At 45.7% G+C, this 20,587-nt stretch carries 4 protein-coding genes; all 4 read right to left on the bottom strand.

Annotated elements, in window-relative coordinates; all coding sequences use genetic code 11:
• Positions 1 to 19 precede the first annotated feature (19 nt).
• Positions 20 to 478, bottom strand: a complete 459-nt coding sequence (locus ABH897_RS06630) for a flavodoxin (RefSeq protein WP_044647765.1) — start codon at positions 476 to 478, stop codon at positions 20 to 22.
• 210 nt (positions 479 to 688) lie between these two features.
• Positions 689 to 2,170: an L-arabinose isomerase gene (araA, locus tag ABH897_RS06625; RefSeq protein ID WP_283652151.1), complete on the bottom strand. Its 1,482-nt coding sequence runs from the start codon at positions 2,168 to 2,170 to the stop codon at positions 689 to 691.
• Between the two features lie 380 nt (positions 2,171 to 2,550).
• Positions 2,551 to 3,816: an MFS transporter gene (locus ABH897_RS06620; RefSeq protein ID WP_283652152.1), complete on the bottom strand. Its 1,266-nt coding sequence runs from the start codon at positions 3,814 to 3,816 to the stop codon at positions 2,551 to 2,553.
• A 12-nt stretch (positions 3,817 to 3,828) separates the two neighbouring features.
• On the bottom strand, positions 3,829 to 20,100 hold the full coding sequence (locus tag ABH897_RS06615; protein ID WP_404591406.1) for an amino acid adenylation domain-containing protein: 16,272 nt from the start codon (positions 20,098 to 20,100) through the stop codon (positions 3,829 to 3,831).
• Positions 20,101 to 20,587: the final 487 nt, after the last annotated feature.

Genomic DNA, 20,587 nt, shown 5'->3' with positions numbered 1-20,587 from the left:
CCTATCCCTCGCTCTCTTCTCAGGACACCCCAATACCAGCCTGTGCAAATTGTCTTCCGTAAGCCCGGCAATTTTCCTTCTCATCGTCCAGTGGGTTGAATTCGATCTTCAAGCTCTCCTGAATAACAGTTGCGCCACGTTCTTTGACTTTTTCCTCTACCAGGTCAACCGCGCCGCAGAATAGTGTATAGGATGTATCTCCGCTGCCAAATACAGCGGTCTTTTTACCGGATAGATCAAGCTCATCCAGTTCCTCGTAAAAATCTAAAAATTCATCAGGAAGCTCACCATCTCCCCATGTATATACACCCAACAGGAACCCGTCATAACCGAGCAGTTCCTGCGCGCTGCAATCATACGAAGCCTTCAACTCCGCCTCATGTCCTGCCTGGCGGACGCCTTCGGCGATCAATTCTGCGATTTCCTCTGTATTACCAGTCATACTGGCATAAGCAATCATGATTTTACCCAAGTTCATCCCTCACTTTTGTTTGACATATGGAATGCATTCATTCCCTATTACTCAAATAATATTTGATAATGATTCTCATTGTCAAATATTAATTTCAAATAAGTGTTTTACACATGGTGCAACATACGCAAAACAGCCGCATAGCATGCGGCTGTTCGCTGATAAACCCTATGAGTAAGCTGCTTCAACAAGCAACTTGTTTATTTATTGCATCCATTATTTATTACGCCAGTACAGTTCATTCCATTGCAGCTCCTGACGGAACTGACGGATGTTCGTGTTGTTGTCAATGACGACGGCTTCTATGCCTGTCAGCTCTGCGTAATCCAGCAATTGCTCAGTGGTTACAGCATAGGACAACACCGTATGATGCGCTCCACCCGCATGAATCCATGCTTCTGCGGACACTTCCAGCGAAGGCTCTGGTTTCCACAAAACGCTGGCTACAGGCAGTTTCGGCATTTGGTTTTTATTTTCCACAGCATGGATTTGGTTAATGATCAGACGGTAACGTCCTCCCAGCTCAATGATGGATGCTACGAGCGCCTTACCCGGTTTGCCTTCAAAAATAAGACGAGCCGGATCGGCTTTGCCGCCAATACCCAACGGTTGAACATCAATACGCGGTTTGTTCACAGCAATTGTCGGACATACCTCCAGCATATGAGAACCCAAATTCAGTTCATTGCCCGGCTCCAAATGATATGTGTAATCTTCCATAAAGGAAGTATCCACATTATTCGCCATCAGCTTCATCAGGCGCGTCAACGCTGCCGTTTTCCAGTCACCCTCGCCGCCGAATCCGTAACCTTGGGCCATCAAACGCTGCACCGCCAAACCAGGCAGTTGTTTCAGACCATGCAGGTCTTCAAACGTTGTCGTAAAGGCTCCAAATTCTCCGTCCTGCAAAAACTTTTTCAAGCCCAGCTCAATACGAGCCTGCTCCAAAATAGAATCACGTACTGCACCCGGTTGCTTGGCTTCTGCGGACAACTCATACAGGTCGTGATACTCCTCGAACAGAGAGTTGATATCCCCCTCTGACACGCTATTAACGACCTCAACCAGATCACCCACACCATAGCCGTTGATGGACCAGCCCAACTGGGCCTGAGCAGATACTTTGTTGCCGTCGGTTACAGCTACTTCACGCATATTGTCACCAAAACGGGCTACTTTGAGATTTTGGCTTTCGCTATAAGCAGCAGCCGTGGACATCCAGCCTCCGATGCGTTTCTGAACGCCTTCTTCCTCCCAATAGCCTACGACGACTTTGCGAGTTACACCCAGACGGGCACCGATAAAGCCAAATTCACGGTCACCATGCGCGGATTGGTTCAGGTTCATAAAGTCCATATCAATACTATCCCAAGGGATATCACGGTTAAATTGAGTATGCAGGTGCAACAAAGGCTTTGCCAAACGTGTCAAGCCAGCAATCCACATTTTCGCCGGAGAAAATGTATGCATCCAGGTAATAATCCCTGCACACAGGTCATCTCCGTTCGCATCAATAATGAGACGACGAATCGCGTCGGAATTCGTCAGAACCGGCTTGAGTACCACTTCAAACGGTAAATGACCACTACGGTTCAATCCCTCTACAATTTGACGAGAATGCTCTTGTACCTGATCGAGCGTCTCGGGTCCATACAAATGCTGACTTCCTGTAGCAAACCAAAATTTAAACGGTTTCATAATTAAAAATTCCTCCTGTCAGGAAATAAGTATAGTTGCAGCTGTATTCTTAGATAAACTATTATGTACGTACAATATAATATTTTTATCAATATTATGATGAAAAATGATTAGTTGTACGTACAAGTGGGATTGACTTCATTTTAATATGGAAGCGCTCTAATTACAAGTGTATTCGGCAAAAAAATATTTTTTATCTGGAAACTGAGCACTTCTCCTAGGTTAATGTCCTAAGCATCTTAGTAAACAAGCACGTAGCCCTAATAGTCATGACATATCAAACAATGCCAAGCCCTATAATTAGGACTTGGCATTGTTGTGAGAAAATTCCCACACAAAGTTGATCATCTATTTTACATGAAAAACAGACATTAAAACTTTTAACTTACTTCATTTGTTGCATGAGGATGCCCCAACCCACCTGCCTTCTCTAATGGAATTTCAAACTGACGAACTGTCTTGATAAAGAACATGATTAGTCCAGACAATACGGTAATCAGGGCGCTGAAAAACAAGACCTCAGGCAGTGAGAATCGCAAAGCTAACGCGCCGCCAATCAGAGCTCCCAGCGGAAGGGCCGCATTCGAGAGGGTATTCGTAAAGGCGATCACACGTCCTAACAGCGGTAAGGGAGTAATAATTTGGATCAAAGACATTTGCAATACATTAATTATACCTGTAAAAGCACCTATTAGGAGAGCCGCCAGTAGTTTCATCCACATCTGGGGCATCACAGAAAACAGGAAAATGGCAAGTCCTGTAGCTACCCATGCAGCTGCAATGGTAAGACCGTTCCTTTTAAGCACATTTACCAGAAAAGAACCTACAAAAATGCCGATGAAATAAGAAATATACAGCAAACTGTAATAGATTGGCGAACCGTAATCGACAGCAATGGAGGGCATAGTAATAATCAGAAAAGCCATTGAAAAGTTGGCAAGAGCAAAGAATGGCAACATAATTCGCAAAAAGGTGTGGCGTTTTACAAAGGTATATCCTTCTTTCAGTTCTCTCCAATAGTGCCCTAATGTTAGCGAGCCCTCGCTATGTGTCCCTTCCGTTGAATGAGTGTCGAGCTGTTTGCTGAGTCTAATATATACGACACCTGCAAGGAACAGCATACCGCTGGCCAGTAAAAAGGTGTTTTGCATACCCATAGCGATAATGAGCGAAGCTCCAGCCAAATAACCAACGATATTAATGATCTGGTCCGACGATGAAATCATAGAGTTCGCCCTAATAATTAAATCTGGTACACGAACAAGTTGAGGCAGCATTTTACTGTTAGCAGGATAGAACAGCATGGAGAAGCAAGACGCTATAAAAACGATCGCGAGGATAATTATCAAATTGGTCATCCCGTCTCGAATAAGAAACGGGACAATCGAAATTAGAATCGCCTGCGCAAACAAAGCAATGCTGGCCAAGCGTGCGGGTGAATAGCGATCTACGAGTGGGCCAACAAAAAAGCTGAAAATAGATGCTGTAGATACCGCCGCATACGTGAAGCTGGTAAATGCCACTGACTGCGTCGATTGCTGAACAAAATATAACAACACAATGGAATAAATGCTATCCGCTATATTTGCCACGGTACGTGAAGCAAAAAAGCGGACAAACCGATTGTCTTTGAATAAATGATTCACGTTTTCAGCTCCCTACTGCCGTATGGCTAGGTCAGAAATAATCTTATCGTTAGCAGCTTGCAATATTCGATAGATATCCTCATGTTTCTCTTCATATGGTAGGCGCAGGAATATTTGAAGTACTGCTCCAGTATGGGCAGCTTCAAAGAAAATCACTTCTTCTCTGTCAACTAAGGTTGTACTTCTGTTTAAGGTGCTCAACATCTTCGAGGCCTCTTGCATTTCTCCCAGGTAATTGAACACGATTGGTAATTGTCCAAGTCCCTTTTTTAGCATACTGCTTGCTTGCGGATAGATAGGCTCCATTTCTTCATTAAAAATTAAATTAAAGAAGTTTAAATGATGATTTGCAGCAACGCTTAATTGTTTTTTGATCACCGCATGATAAGATGGCATTTCTTCCTTATGGAGTAACACGGGAATATGATCAATGTATTCTCCCACGGATTCAAAGTAATTCCGATCCCCATACTGTCTTCCATACTGCGTTAACCATAACGGAATTTCTGATTTTTGGAAATAAATACTAAAAAATCGGAATGCCATTTGGAGCGAAATCTCCCATAGGTTTACAGAATCATTCTGCATTGAAATACTCGGTAGTGTTATATCCCATTGATACGTTGTCATTTGTCCATATTTGAATTCCCGGGTCAGCTTATAAATTTGACTTGTATTCTCAACAAATGACTGGAGCTTATATTGCTCAACAATTTGCTGATCACTCATCCCCTGTGGTCCTTGACGGATATGTTTGACATAGTCCATATAATGGAATACCTCTGTTGTATGCTCCAGTTGTGGATCCTCATATTCTTCAAGTAACTGACTCTCCAAAATCATGCTACTCGTGCCATCGAAAATAATGTGTGAGCACGGCAGAAGCAATAAGTGTTCCCGCAAATTCAAGCGAATCAACGCAATTCGGTATTGCAAAGATTTCGTCTGCTCATACGGTTCAAAATAAAGATGCGACATGATAGACGAAAGGAGCTTGCGCTGGGTTGGTATCGGATATGCCGATAGATCCACCATAGGTAAAGATAAGTTCTCCGGGATTGATCGGACTTCCCAAGCCCAACCCCCATCCGATTGAATCAGTACGCTACGCAGTAATTCATGCCTGCGCATGAGCTGCTGAACAGCTGTGGACAGACGTTGCTTATCTACATAGTGATTCAGATGAATCACCGTGCCAGAAGAAGCAGGATGCTGCAAATGATAATGTTGAGCAGGTGCCGGTGGAAACTGTCCGATCGCCTCTGAGCTTAGCAAACTACCATTCCAAGTTGCATTCATTTCATCAATTATTGAAATAAATTCCATTGATTGAGAGTGAAGAACGTCTTCCTGTTCATCATCTGTTATTGTAATCATCGTGAGCAGAGCTTCAATCGACTGGCCTGCATCCTCTCCACCCATAGGCACAATGTAATGCGGATGCAGGTCAGGATGTACATGAGACGGAATGAAAGCAACGATCTTATCAACCTGATCTGCTCGAAATGGATGTACTTGTAGAAACAGATAGTCTTGCTCATCAACCGACACAAATTGAAGCAAAGCTTGTACATCAAAAGTGTTGCTAATCCACTGTTCAGCTTCCGTGATACTGGAAATCCATGATGTGTTATGGTGTGTGTCACAACGTTCAGCTTGCAACAAATCAGACAAACCACGAATAGTTTGATGTTGTAATACCTGATGGATTCCTAGATAGATACCTTTTTCCTGTGCTTTAGAGACAAGCAGTATAGCCTTTAGAGATTGACCTCCGAGTTCAAAAAAGTTATTGTCAATGCCTACCTTTTCCGCACCAAGCACCGTTTGCCAAAGCTCAACAAGTTGTTGTTCTAATGCATTTCTCGGGGCAACGTATTCTTCATTCCAACTACCTGTCCCTTTCGGTAAGGGTAGCGCTTTGCGGTCGATTTTCCCATTTGGGGTCAGGGGCATATACTGCAACTGCATAAGGTATGAAGGAACCATGTAATTGGGTAAATTTTTCAGCAACGTGTTGCGCAGTTCGCTTACACTTACTTCACGTTCTGCCACATAGTATGCGACCAGTTGGTCTGGCCCCTGTTCATCCGTACTTGCCAGCACAATGACCTCTTGTACAGACTCCATTTTCAAAATTTGCGCCTCGACCTCGCCCAATTCAATTCGATACCCTCGGATTTTTACCTGATGGTCGATCCGGCCCAAATACTCAATGTTGCCATCCGGCATCCATCTTGCCAAGTCACCCGTTCGGTACATCCGTTCATAACTTGCTTCTCCGCTACTAAACGGATTTTTCACGAATTTTTCAGCAGTCAACTCCGGACGATCCAGATAACCCCGCGCTAACCCCGGACCGGATACGCACAGTTCACCTGGTACACCCACCGGCGCTAGACGACCATGCGCATCCACCATGTACACGCGATGATTCGGTATAGGACGCCCGATTGTAATCAGATCCTCAGCTCGCGGATCTTCAGACACGGACCATACCGATGTCGCGACCGAGTTTTCTGTTGGACCGTAAGCATTGTAATACGCCACTTTCTCCTTCCACTTAAGCACCAGCTCTATTGAGGCTGCTGAGCCTGCTGTGACCAAAATGCGTAAGTCTGGCATACGTGCTGGTTCCAGATACACCGTATAGGTAGGTGGGAGTGTGGCCACTGTAATTCGATGTTCCGACATGTACTTCTCAAACCACTCATAATTCAAAATCGTCTCTTGTGTCGGTACGTACAATGTCGCTCCACTGAATAGCCCCTGGAAGATTTCCCAGCAGGATGCATCAAACGAATAGCTGGCGAATAACAACACATGATCTGATGAGATAATCTGTAGCGTTTGATCAAAATACGTTTTCAGATTGGACAATCCTCGGTGTTCCAGCATAACTCCTTTCGGCTGTCCCGTGGTTCCCGATGTATAAATAACATACGCGAGGTTATTTGAACCACTTACCGAATCTAGGTTTGAACCATCCTTGTGATATATGGATGTTTTCCCATTCAGGACCAGCACCTGACCCTCAAACATCCCTTTTTCCACCAGATGACTTTGCGTCAACAGCAGTTTTGTTCCGGAATCTTCCAGCATGTATTGGATTCGCTCCTGCGGATACGTCGGATCAATTGGCACATAAGCCCCACCAGCCTTGAGCACTGCCAATATGCTTACGATCATCTCAATAGAACGTTCAACAAGTAAACCAATTCGCTGATCTGACTGCACTCCATAAGATCGCAGCGTTCTTGCCAATTGATTGGCGCGCTTATTCAGCTCACGGTAGGTCAACTGCTCTCCTTCGAAATACAAGGCGATCTGCTCTGGCGTCTGCAACACTTGCGCTTCAAACAAACCGTGAATCGTCTGCTCGTGCGCGTACTCTGCTGCCGTATCTCCCCAAATCGCCAGAATTTGTTCGCGCTCCTGCTCCGTCACAATGTCCAACTCGCGCACTCGAATGTCCGGTTTCGCCACCACTTGCTCCAGCAGCTGTACTAGATGGCCCTGAATTTGTTCTACACTCGTACGGTCAAACACCAATGCATTGTAGCTAAAGCTCATTTGGATCGTTTTTCCTGGCAACACCGCCAGATTAAAGTCGTCGGTCGTTGACTTGGCTACCTTTGCTGTCCATAGGCTGAGGTCGAATTCTTCACCATCACTCATATGCTCCACTTCTTCCTCGACCAGAACATCTGCAAAAATCACGCTATGATTGATCCAATCCTGAATGAGCTCAGATAGCCCCTGATTCTCATGGGGTGGATATGTGGCATGCACACGTGCATACTTGAGTAACTTTTCGTTTTGCTTCATTAATTCTGTGAACAAACTGTTTTCTCCGCCTTGGATACGCACAGGCATCGTGTTTATAAATGCCCCCGTCACTGCTTCTGTATTTGCCATATCAGCCGCCTGACCTACTAAATGTACGCTGCCGAACACAACGTCCTCAGTTCCGTTATATCTTTGCAGTAAAATCCCCCATGCCGCCTGTAGTAACGTACTGACCGATACCTCTTCCTGCTCGGCGATTCGTCGTATTCCGGCGGTCAGCTCCATACCCAGATCCAGGTTTACATACTCCGCCTGATATGTTGTCTGATTCTGCTTTTTAGCCTGCGGTAAATGGGCTTGTTCCTCGTACCCGGCCAGATAGTTGCTCCAGTAGCGTAATGCTTTTTGGCGTTCTTGATGCTCTTTCAGAACAGGCACCGTTTCTTCCGTTGTGACCCATTCCAGCTCTCCAAGTGATAGATCCGGGTTCACCACAACAGTCTCCACCAATCGTACAAAGTGGCGCGTCATCTGCTCTACTGTTTCCCGCTGATATAGCGATGTCGCATACTCTAATCCGAACTGAATACCCGCTTCTCCCTCACTGGCTTCCAGCGTCAAATCAAACTTTGCCGGGGCTTGCTCCATCCCATATGGACGGAAGCTCAGGTCAGCCAGCTTCAACTCGTTTTGCTCCGTGTTTTGCAACACAAACATCGTATCAAACAGCGGATTGCGGCTCATGTCACGCTTCACCTTCAGCTTGTCCACCAGTTCCTCAAATGGATAGTCTTGATGCTCATACGCCTTCAATGCATGTTTCTTCACATTCTCCACATAGCTACGGAATGTTTGCCCTGCGGTTGGGTAATTACGCATAGCCAGCGTCCCAACGAACATTCCAATGACTGGCTCCAGATCCGCATGCGGTCGGCCGGCTATCGGGCTACCTACAATAATATCCTCCTGCCCGGTGTACTGATGCAGCAATGCTGTATAGGCTGCCAACAGCACCATGTACAGCGTCGAGCCTGTTTCGGCCGCCAGCTCTTTCAGGCGCTGGCTGACCTTCCCGTCCAATTCGAATTCCACTGTAGCCCCTGCTGTACTTCGCACCTCTGGACGAGCAAAATCAGTCGCCAGGTTCAAGACGGGTAACTCACCATCAAAGGTGTCTAGCCAATACGCTTCCTGACGTTTTATCCACGCTTGCTGCGCTTCATTCTGCTGCCATACAGCATAATCCTTGTATTGAATTCGTAGCGGAGACAGCTCCTCACCGCTGTACAGACGTACAAACTCGTCGGTCAGCACCCCTGCTGATACACCGTCCGAAATAATATGATGCATATCCAGCATTAAGAAATGCTGAGCTTCTTGCTTTGTTCCATGTTCCCCAAGGTCCAATAAAGCCACCCTCAGCAGCGGAGCCGTTTCTAAGTTGAATGAGCGCACAAAAGCTTGAATCCGCTCTTGGACTTTCTGGTTTACAGCCTGCGCGTGTGCTACATCGCGGGGGTCACCTTCTACCCGTATTTTCGCATATTCTACTTCGAACGACACCCCGTCCTCAATAAGCTGTACAGGCTCGTTCCCTATCATTTCAAAGCGGGTACGCAAGGATGCATGTCGTTCAATTAATTGACAAAACACCTCTTCCACACGCTCCACATTAAGCGGTCCACTTACCTGAAGCACAGCCGGCATATTATAGTTCACATTGTTCGATTCCAATTGTTGGAGCACATACATCCGTTTCTGTGCCGAGGACAGCGGATAGAACGAGCGCTCTTCTGCCAACGGAATGGACGCGTATGCCAGCTGATCCAAACCGTCCATCACTTCCGCCAACTGCTCAATTGTTGGAGCTTCAAAAATGCTGCGCAGTGGAAGCGACTTATTCAGTTCTTTATGAATTTTCGAAACCAGCGTCGTCGCTCGCAGAGAATGCCCACCTATTTCAAAGAAGTTATCTTTCACACTGACCTGCGCTAGATCTAAAATTTCCTTCCAGATCATCGCTAACTTCGATTCTACCCACGTCCTAGGTGCAATATGTTCTATTCCATCTTGCAATTTGCCCTCTGGTGCTGGCAGTGCCTTCCGATCAATTTTGCCGTTCGGGGTCAGCGGGATGTGCTCTAGTTGTACAAAGTACGTAGGCACCATGTAGTTTGGAAGCTCTTTAGCCAGCAAGCTACGTAATTCACTTGAGCTGACTTCCCGCTCCGCCACATAATAGGCGACCAGTTGGTTTTCTCCCTGCTTGTCCTCATGAGCCAGCACGACGGCCTTTTGCACATCTTCCATTTTCAAGATTTGTGATTCAACCTCGCCAAGCTCAATTCTGAACCCGCGAACCTTCACCTGATGATCAATACGTCCAATAAATTCCAGACTACCATCTGGATTCCAGCGAGCAAGATCCCCCGTTCTGTACATTCGTGTCCCCGGTGAAAACGGGTTGTTCACAAACTTCTCCGCTGTCAGATCCTCCCGATTCCAATACCCACGCGCGAGGCCTTCCCCTCCGATACATAATTCGCCAGGAATACCAACCGGCTGCAATCGACCCTGCGTATTAATGATGTATATTTGCGTGTTAGCGATGGGACGTCCAATATCAATCCGGTTCGCAGTCGTCAATTCTTGCACTGTCGACCAAACCGTCGTTTCCGTCGGACCATACATGTTATAAATACGCAGTCCGTTAATAGATTGCAGTCTGTTTAGAAGCTTCGGAGAAATTGCCTCTCCCCCGACTAAAACCTCCTGTACACCTTGTAGCGCATGAGCGCCTTCATCATGATCAAGTAGCATTTGCAGCCGGGACGGCGTCATTTGCAGCATATCGATATGATGAGTGGCGATCAACTCCCCAAGCTCCTGTGGGTCTGTCTGATGACGACGGTCACCAATTACAACTGTCATCCCACTAAGCAATGGCAGGATTGTTTCCAGCACGAAGATATCAAAGGAAATCGTCGTTAGCGATAAAATTGTTTTGTCTGCTGCGATGTCAAAGACTCCTTGCATCCCTGTTATAAAGTTCAGAACCGACCGATGCTGAAGCATGACCCCTTTCGGATTACCAGTCGAGCCTGACGTATAGATTACGTAAGCTAGGTGATCTGGCTGAGCGATTACTTCCAGATTCGTTGTTTCCCCTTGGTACAACTCTTCATCTTCAACAAAATAAGTGTTAGCACTATAGCTATGTCCTTCAACCAGATCACGGGAAGTTAAAAGTACAGTAGCTCCACTGTCTCCAAGCACATATTCAATTCTAGCTGACGGATATTCAGGATCAATCGGCACATAAGCACCGCCTGCTTTAAGTACAGCCAGCAGACCGATCATCATCTCTGCCGAGCGCTGTACCATCAAGCCTACCAATTTGTCGGGTCCCACCCCTTGCGTTCGAAGCACCCGTGCCAGCGAGTTGGCGCGCTCGTTCAGCTCGCGGTAGGTCAACTGCTCTCCTTCGAAATACAAGGCTACCTTCTCTGGCGTCTGTAGCACTTGCACTTCGAACAAATCGTGAACCGTCTGCTCGCGCGGAAACTCCATTGCCGTATTTCCCCATACCCTCAGGATTTGCTCGCGTTCCTGGGACGTCACGATATCCAGCTCATTGATCTGAATATTTGGGTTCGTCACCACTTGCTCAAGCAGTTGTACCAAGTGGCCTTGAATTTGCTTTACACTCGCGCGATCAAACGCCAGTGCATTGTATCCAAAGCTCATTTGGATCGTTTTACCTGATAACACCGCCAGATTAAAGTTGTCGTTCGTTGACTTGGCTACCTTTGCTGTCCATAGGCTGAGATCGAATTCTTCACCATCACTCATATGCTCCACTTCTTCCTCGACCAGAACATCTGCAAAAATGACGCTATGGTTGATCCAATCCTGAATGAGCTCAGATAGCCCCTGAATCTCATGGGATGGATACGTGGCATGCAAACGTGCATACTTGAGTAACTTTTCGTTTTGCTTCATTAATTCTGCGAACAAACTGTTTTCTCCGCCTTGGATACGCACAGGCATCGTGTTTATGAATGCCCCTGTCACTGCTTCTGTATTTGCCATATCAGCCGCCTGACCTACTAAATGTACGCTGCCGAACACGACGTCCTCAGTTCCGTTATATCTTTGCAGTAAAATCCCCCATGCCGTCTGTAGTAACGTACTGACCGATACCTCTTCCTGCTTGGCGATTCGTCGTATTCCAGCAGTCAGCTCCATACCCAGATCCAGATTTACATACTCCGCCTGATATGTTGTCTGATTCTGCTTTTTAGCCTGCGGTAAATGGGCTTGTTCCTCGTACCCGGACAGATAGTTGCTCCAGTAACGTAAAGCTTTTTGGCGTTCTTGATGCTCTTTCAGAACAGGCACCGTTTCTTCCGTAGTGACCCATTCCAGCTCTCCAAGTGATAGATCCGGGTTCACCACAACAGTCTCCACCAATCGTACAAAGTGGCGCGTCATCTGCTCTACTGTTTCCCGCTGATATAGCGATGTCGCATACTCTAATCCGAACTGAATACCCGCTTCTCCCTCACTGGCTTCCAGCGTCAAATCAAACTTTGCCGGGGCTTGCTCCATCCCATATGGACGGAAGCTCAGGTCAGCCAGCTTCAACTCGTTTTGCTCCGTGTTTTGCAACACAAACATCGTATCAAACAGCGGATTGCGGCTCATGTCACGCTTCACCTTCAGCTTGTCCACCAGTTCCTCAAATGGATAGTCTTGATGCTCATACGCCTTCAATGCATGTTTCTTCACATTCTCCACATAGCTACGGAATGTTTGCCCTGCGGTTGGGTAATTACGCATAGCCAGCGTCCCAACGAACATTCCAATGACTGGCTCCAGATCCGCATGCGGTCGGCCGGCTATCGGGCTACCTACAATAATATCCTCCTGCCCGGTGTACTGATGCAGCAATGCTGTATAGGCTGCCAACAGCACCATGTACAGCGTCGAGCCTGTTTCGGCCGCCAGCTCTTTCAGGCGCTGGCTGACCTTCCCGTCCAATTCGAATTCCACTGTAGCCCCTGCTGTACTTCGCACCTCTGGACGAGCAAAATCAGTCGCTAGGTTCAAAACGGGTATCTCACCATCAAAGGTGTTCAGCCAATACGCTTCCTGTTGCTTTAACCAGCCCTGCTGCACTCCATTTTGCTGCCATACGGCATAGTCTCTATATTGTATCCGTAATGGAGATAACTTTTCATCGTTGTACAAGCGGACTAATTCATTGGCCAAAATATTGGTTGATACGCCATCCGAAATAATATGGTGCATGTCCAGCATCAACAGATACTGCGGTACTTTTTTTTCTCCTTGTACGCCCAAATCCAATAATCCCACTCGTAGCAGCGGAGCGGATTGTAAATCAAACGGACGCACAAAAGAACGAATACGTTTTTTTATGTTCGCACCTACAGCAAGCAAATCCTTTAAGGCACGATTTTCTAGTAATTTGCTATATTCGACCTCGAACAATACAGTATCGTGAATCCGCTGCATCGGCTTGTTGTCCACCATTTCAAAACTAGTACGGAGGGTGGCATGACGTGAGATCAACTGATGAAACACTTCTTCTAACCTTTTAACATTGAGGGGTCCACTCACCTGGAACGCAGCGTACATATTGTAATTCACATCGTTAGGATCAAGTTGTTGCAGCACATACATCCGTTTTTGTGCCGAGGACAACGGATAAAAGTCACGTTCTTCCGTTACCGAAACCGACACATACGCCACCTGATTGAGATCTTTAAGCACTACCGCCAGTTGTTCAATTGTCGGCGCTTCAAAAATAACTCGTAATGAGATAGATTTGTTAAGTTCTTTGTGAATCTTTGAAACCAGCGTCATCGCACGTAGAGAATGTCCGCCGATCTCAAAAAAGTTATCTTTAACACCAATTTTATCCAATCCAAGCACATATTGCCATATTTTTACCAACTTCGATTCCGTCTCCGTACGCGGCTCAGCATAATCTGCTCCGCTTTGCAGGCTGCCTTCCGGTGTTGGCAGTGACTTCCGATCAATTTTTCCGTTCGAGGTCAGCGGAATATGCTCCAACTGTACGAAGTATGCAGGCACCATATAATTTGGAAGTTCCTTAGCTAACAAGCTGCGCAATTCACCCGCATCCACATCTTGTTCAGCTACATAATAGGCAACCAGTTGGTTTTGTCCTTGATTGTCTTCATGGACTAATACGATGACCTCTTGCACATCAGCCAGCTTCATCAGGTTGGTCTCAACTTCACCCAATTCAATTCGATAACCCCGAATTTTCACCTGATGGTCAACCCGGCCCAAATACTCTATATTCCCATCTGGTAGCCAGCGTGCTAAATCGCCTGTCCGATACATCCGTTCATAGTTCGCTTCTCCACCAGCAAACGGATTTGGCACAAATTTTTCAACCGTCAGCTCTGGTCGGTTCAGATACCCTCGGGCTACGCCAACACCGCTGATACATAGCTCACCGATTACCCCTATTGGTTGAAGCTTCCCATGCTCGTTCAGAATATATGCGCGCGTATTGTGAATAGGTTTACCCAAATTTACTGCTATTTCTGGTTCACACACGGAAGCCAGTACATCAATGGTTGTTTCCGTCGGTCCATAATGATTATTCAGAATGTATCCTTTGCTCACTATTTTTTCCTTTAATGAATCTTCCAACCGTTCGCCACCGCAGATTAACGTATCTAAGCAAGGTATTTTGGAATCTTCAGATAAAAATGCTCTCATCAGAGCCGGTGGAATGTCTAGTACCCTGATATTATGAGTCTTAATATATTCGGTCAGTAGCTGCTTACTCAGCAGCGTTGCACGCCGGATACAATGCAGCTTGCCCCCATGCAGCAACGTCCCAAAGATCTGCTCAATACTTGGATCAAATGTATATTCTGCCGTCAGGATCATATCAAGTCCATCACTTATTGCGTAACGTTCCGAAAACCAGCTCACCGTATTAATTGCACTACGATGGTTGACCATGACCCCTTTCGGCTGTCCAGTCGTTCCTGAGGTATATAGAACGTATATCAGATGATCCACCCTGTCTGTGGACGTCATCAAATTAGAGCCATCTGCAGAATATATTCTGGAATCATCCAGTTCAAGAGTAGTCCCGTTAAAAGATATTCGTTCAGTAAATGCCTGTTGTGTCAGTACAATCTGCGCATCGAAGTCCTCCAGCATATAATGGATACGTTCTACTGGATATTCCGGGTCTATCGGTACATAAGCACCACCTGCTTTGAGAACTGCCAGTATACCAACGATCATCTCAATAGATCGTTCCACAAGTAGTCCAATTCGCTGCTCTGGCTGTACACCATAAGAACGGAGTGTTCTTGCCAATTGATTGGCGCGCTCATTCAACTCACGGTATGTCAGCTGTTCACCCTCAAAGAATAAGGCTACCTGTTCTGGCGTTTGCAAGACTTGCGCTTCGAACAAACCTTGAATTGTTTGCTCGCTTGGATATTCCACCGCCGTATTTCCCCAAACATCCAGAATTTGCTCGCGCTCCTGTTCCGTCACAATATCCAGTTCATTCACCAGGATATCCGGGTTTAGCACCACTTGCTTCAGCAGTTGCAGCAAATGTCCCTGGATTTGCTCCATATGTTCGTGATCAAATACCAGGGTGTTATAAATAGCTCTCATTTGTATCGTTTTTCCCGGCACTACAACCAGATTAAAGTCATAATTTGTCTGCTTCATCCAATCAGTTTCGTCAATACAAAAGCGATTCTCATCGCTACCACCCAGTTGCTGAATGTCTTCCTCTACTGATACATGATCAAAAATAAGGATGTGATTAATTAAATCGTGATTTTGCTCTGACATTGCCTCAATTTCTTCGAGTGAATACACTTTATGGGCAAGGTTAAGCATAGAAATCATTTGTTGTTGCTTGATCTCTTCCAAAAATCGACTATTATGACTAGTTCTAATGCGCACAGGTACAGTATTTATTTGCAGATCGAGGGCTTGCTCTTCATTCCGTACCACAGATGTGCTTTCTAAAGCCACACTACCAAAAACTACATCATCCGTACCGTTATATTTTTGCAGCAGAAGTCCCCACACCGTTTGCACCAGTATTTGGATGGTTACCTCATATTCCTGAGCAATCCGTTGCAGCCCGCCTATCATGTCTGCATCCAAATGAAAGTCATGATATTCGGTCTGACGACTCCATGTCTTATTCATTCGAGCCTGCGGTAAGCGAGATTGACCCTCGTACTCCTTCAAATACGCTCTCCAGTAATTCAGAGCGGCATCATGATCTTTATAATCTGAATAATCAATATGTCTACTTTTGGCTAGTGTATTAAGTGTAGACATTTCATTTAACCTTGATAAAACCAACTGTTCTTCATTATCAGACAAAATATTCATATCAGCCAATCGTAATCTACTATCCTGGATGATTGTCTCCAAAATCTTTATATAATGCTCTGCCAACTTCCTGATTGTCTCTGACTTAAATAACTTAGTAGCATATTCCCAAACAAGGGTCACTTGATCTTGTTCTTCAGTCACAAGCAATGAAAAATCGACCTGCGCTACGCCAGCATTAAATTCCTCCGGTTTAAATCGGACCCCCTCGACCTCCAAAGTGTCCATCCCGACATTTTGCAAACTGAACATCGTATCGAACACAGGATTTCGGCTGACATCACGAACCAGTTCAAGTTGATCTACCAGTTCATCAAATGGATATTCCTGATGCTCCAGTGCCAACAACGTGCTTTGCTTGACCTCCTGTAAAAAGGATTGGAACGTCAGTGTCGAATGCGGGTAATTCCGAAGCGCCAGTGTATTAACGAACATCCCGATCATCGCTTGCGTATCCACATGTTCTCTTCCAGCCACAGGCGAACCTACAATGATATCTTCTTGACCCGAATACTTGGCCAGCAACACGTTATACGCTGCTAAAAGCACCATGAAAAGCGTTGATTCGGTATTTTGGGCTAGTTGGTATAAGGATTTTGCCAACTTCCCATCCAATGTGACCGTCAAACTGTCCCCTTCAAAACTTTGTGTCTGCGGTCGCGAAAAGTCCGTAGGCATTTGCAGAACGGGAAGCTTTCCATTCAAGGCCCCTAACCAATATGGTCTATGCTCCTTCCATTTACTGCTAGTGATTTGCTGCTGCTTCCAAGCCACAAAGTCCTTGTAATGAAGCTGAATGTCAGCAAGCTCTCTGCCCTGATAACGCTGAATGATCTCATCCATCATAATGGTCATAGAAAAACCATCCGCAATGATGTGATGCATATCCACCAGGAGCATAAAACCGCCCTGAATAAGTTCGAACAGTTTAATGCGGAGCAAAGGAGCTTTATCCAAGTAAAAGGGCCGAATAAACGAGATTCGGGCCTGCGCTGCCTCTTCTTGCGGAATCCGTGAGAACGGTATTTCAAACGTCATCGTGTCCCGAATTTTTTGTACAATCTCCCCAGCCTGCAGTTCAAAATATGTCCGGAAGGACTCATGTCTTAAAATAACTTCCCTAGTAGCTTCAATAAACTTTGAAACTTCCAAGTCTCCTTCTATGAGGAGCTGACCTGAAATATGGTAGGCTGTTCCGCCACCCAATTGATCCAGTGCGTACATCCTTTTTTGGGCTGAAGACACCGGGTAAAAAGGCTCGGAAGTCACAGGAACAATCGATTCATATGTTTGCTGCTGCCCTCCGACAATAAATGCAGAAAGTTCGGCAATCGTTTGCAAATCGAAAATGCGGCTGAGCGGGATATGTACACCCAACTCCTTGTTCACTTTGGACAAGATGACGGTCGCTTTTAATGAATCCCCCCCCAATTGGAAAAAGGATTCATGACGGTTAACTTCGGACACATTCAAAACGTCCTTCCAAATAGTCGTCAGCTTCTCCTCAGCGGCATGTACCTCAGAACCAACATCCTTTGCTGCATTAACACTTGCATCTCCCACTTCTAGCAGCGCCTGCAGATCCGGCTCTCCATTTGCTAAGAGAGGAATACGATCCATCTTAATGCACCAACGAGGCCGCGTATAATCCGGAAGGAGTCTATTCACAGCTTGCTTCAGCTCGGATTCTTCCCAAGGCTTTGAAGCGGCTGCCACAACATAGGCGGTTAAATGCAATACTTCACCGGCTTCATTCGTTTGCGGGGTAATCAAGCAATCACTTAGTTGGAAAGTTTGCAGCAAGTGTTTCTCCAGTTGTTCCAAATTCACTTGATGTCCGCGGATGCAGATGCTTCGGTCCAAATGACCGATATGTAAAAGCTTCGCTCCACCTTCCACGTAAGCCCATTCCCGGGTCGTTCCCAAAATTCCGTTGACTGCCGATGCCTGATAGACCTCCCCTGCTGTTCCGACAGGTGCTGGTTGCTTGTATGCATCAAGCACGCAAGGATAAATACCGTTAGAATCGACGTAATCAGTCCATGTAGCCCGAAGCCGCTCCTGTCCCACAACATCAAGTAAAGAAATCGAGGATACACGAATTTCCTCATTCTCCACAATTAAATGCAGCAGGTGAAGGAAGTATTCTGACCACGTTTTAACGATATTTTCTTGAAAAATATCTGTATTATAGTCAAAGTCAAGACGCAACTGCTTCTGTATCTCCGTAACGTTCAAAAACAGCTCGTATTTACTGAAAGATATTTCGTTTTCAAGCACTTCTACATCCAATTGGTGGAAGTAAAAACGAGGAATCGGCCGATCCATATTAAACACAACGTTCATTACTGGCAAATATTTTAATCCTAATGGGGCCAGTCCAGCAAAGCTGTATTTCTGGTAGGCTTCCAACTCATTCATCCGATGTTTGACCGTTTGGGCAAATGAATTAAATGAAACGTCAGAACACACTTCGCTAATGACCGGAAGCATATTCACACAGTTACCAATCAGCGAAAAAGCATCCATTTGCGCTTGTCCTGCTGTCGGTACGCTTACCATCACTTCTTTTTGGCCTGTCAGGCGATGCAGAAAAAGCTGAAATGCAGATAAAAGGGTGATGAATAAACTGTTTCCAAGTTTGATACTTACGTTTCTCAACCGTTGAACTAACGGTGCCTCCAGAACCAAAGTATGTCTGCTTCCTTGGGAAGATGGTATCTGCAGCCCACGCACCGGAGAAGGTAAATCTAGCACAGGCAGAGACCTCTTTAGTACAGCCGACCAAAACGTAACAGCCTCCTCTCCTCCAGACCTCAACTGATCATGCTGCCAAACGGCATAGTTCCGAAATGATACCGGATCGGGTAGAGTAACAGCTTCATTGCGGACTAACGCGGAATAGATGTGCTCTAACTCCCGCATGAACACTCCCATCGACCAGCCGTCCGCAATCAAATGGTGGAAGGTAAATACACCAATGTGCTCTACGACTGATATTTTCAGCAATTGAACACGGAATAATGGCGTATAAGGTATTAATGGGAACGGAATTGTGCTATCCTTGGCCAGCCAATTTCGGACGTGATGTTCCTGTTCATCTGGCGAGTAGTCGCTAAAATCATGCAATGGAACGCTAATCTTCATTGCAGATGTAATCACTTGTGTCTCTCCATCATCATTCATAAAGGTACGCAAAGCTTCGTGGCGGTTCACGATGGTATGAACTGCCTCGGTAAAAGCTTCAGGCTGAAGCGGGCCACAAAAACGTAGCAAAGCGGTTTCATGTAAAGATTGTGAGTCATTTCGTTCTGAAACCGTAGCGAACCAAAGCTGCTTTTGATCCGGGGTCAGTGCAATAACAGTTTCCTGAGCGCCCAATGTCTCCGTTTCCGGAGGCATGGATACAGCTAAAGCTTGCTTTTCCAGACCTGGGCCGCTTCCGTTCGACGGCAGGTCGGGTAGGAAGGCTCCTTTACGAAGGTCACTTACGCTGTCCTTAACTGCTTGTACGATCTTTGCACTGTCTTCCTCGGGGTGATATACAGTGGTAGTGTTCACATGTGCTATGGTATGATCCCGCAGCACCTCGAGCTGATGTGACATTAAATGAAGCTGTTGCTCCAAAATGCGTTCTAAGCCCACAGGCGCAGACATCGAAAGGTTCTGTTTTTCATACGTTTGTAACACATAAGGGGCCGTATGTTCTATCTCATTACCTGGGATCTCCACAGGACTTTCTACCACCTTCTGATTCGTAGACTCAATGGGGATAACTACTCTTTCTCCCACATGATTTGTCAACAATTCCAACGTAGTTAGCGTATCAAAAAACTCATTCATAGGTATGTCAAATCCAAACGCATCCTTGATGCTATGACGGACTTGAGATAGAGTAATGGAATCCAGCCCTAGCTCTAAAAAATGCGTTTGTGGCTCTATTTCATCTTCGTTAAGTTGGGTCACATTTCCAATTATCTTGACTAGTTTTTGTCTAACATGGGCTTTGTGCTGGTTAAGGGCTGATTCTGTCGCGGAATACTTGTTCGCCATATTTATATACTCCTTTATCGCTGAGTTTTTAGAAGCTCGTCTGGCATCTCGTAAATAAATGAGACAATCTTGTATGCTCAATTGGACGTAAAAAATTTCATATCGCGAATTTTTCCCCCTATTCAAAGCATCCTACATACCTTCGATAAAATTCAGTAACACACCCGATCCGGCTTTCTGACAAGAAACACCCGTATTCGAAGCTTGCGCCTTGGAGAGTCCGATATATACGCCAACCTTCCAAATTGTGAACGTTCATCGGTCTATGAACACATGATAAAGCTCTGGCTAATTGAGCTCACCTCCATCCGAAATTATACGAACACTTGACAATTCATGGTTAGATGCTGCTTAGAATTTAAAATATTCGAAAAAAATTTGTTAGACGAAGCGACCTCACTTTTTTACCAACCCCAAATACAACGGTCGTTCAAAGACTCCCCACGCCTGTTCAACTGTTATGAATGTTTTTTCTTTATCAAACACC

The organism is Paenibacillus sp. RC73 (genome assembly GCF_044908085.1).
Lineage (GTDB): Bacteria > Bacillota > Bacilli > Paenibacillales > Paenibacillaceae > Paenibacillus > Paenibacillus terrae_A.
Note: the sequence above shows the minus strand (reverse complement) of the source record. Positions and strands in the feature narration are given on the sequence as shown.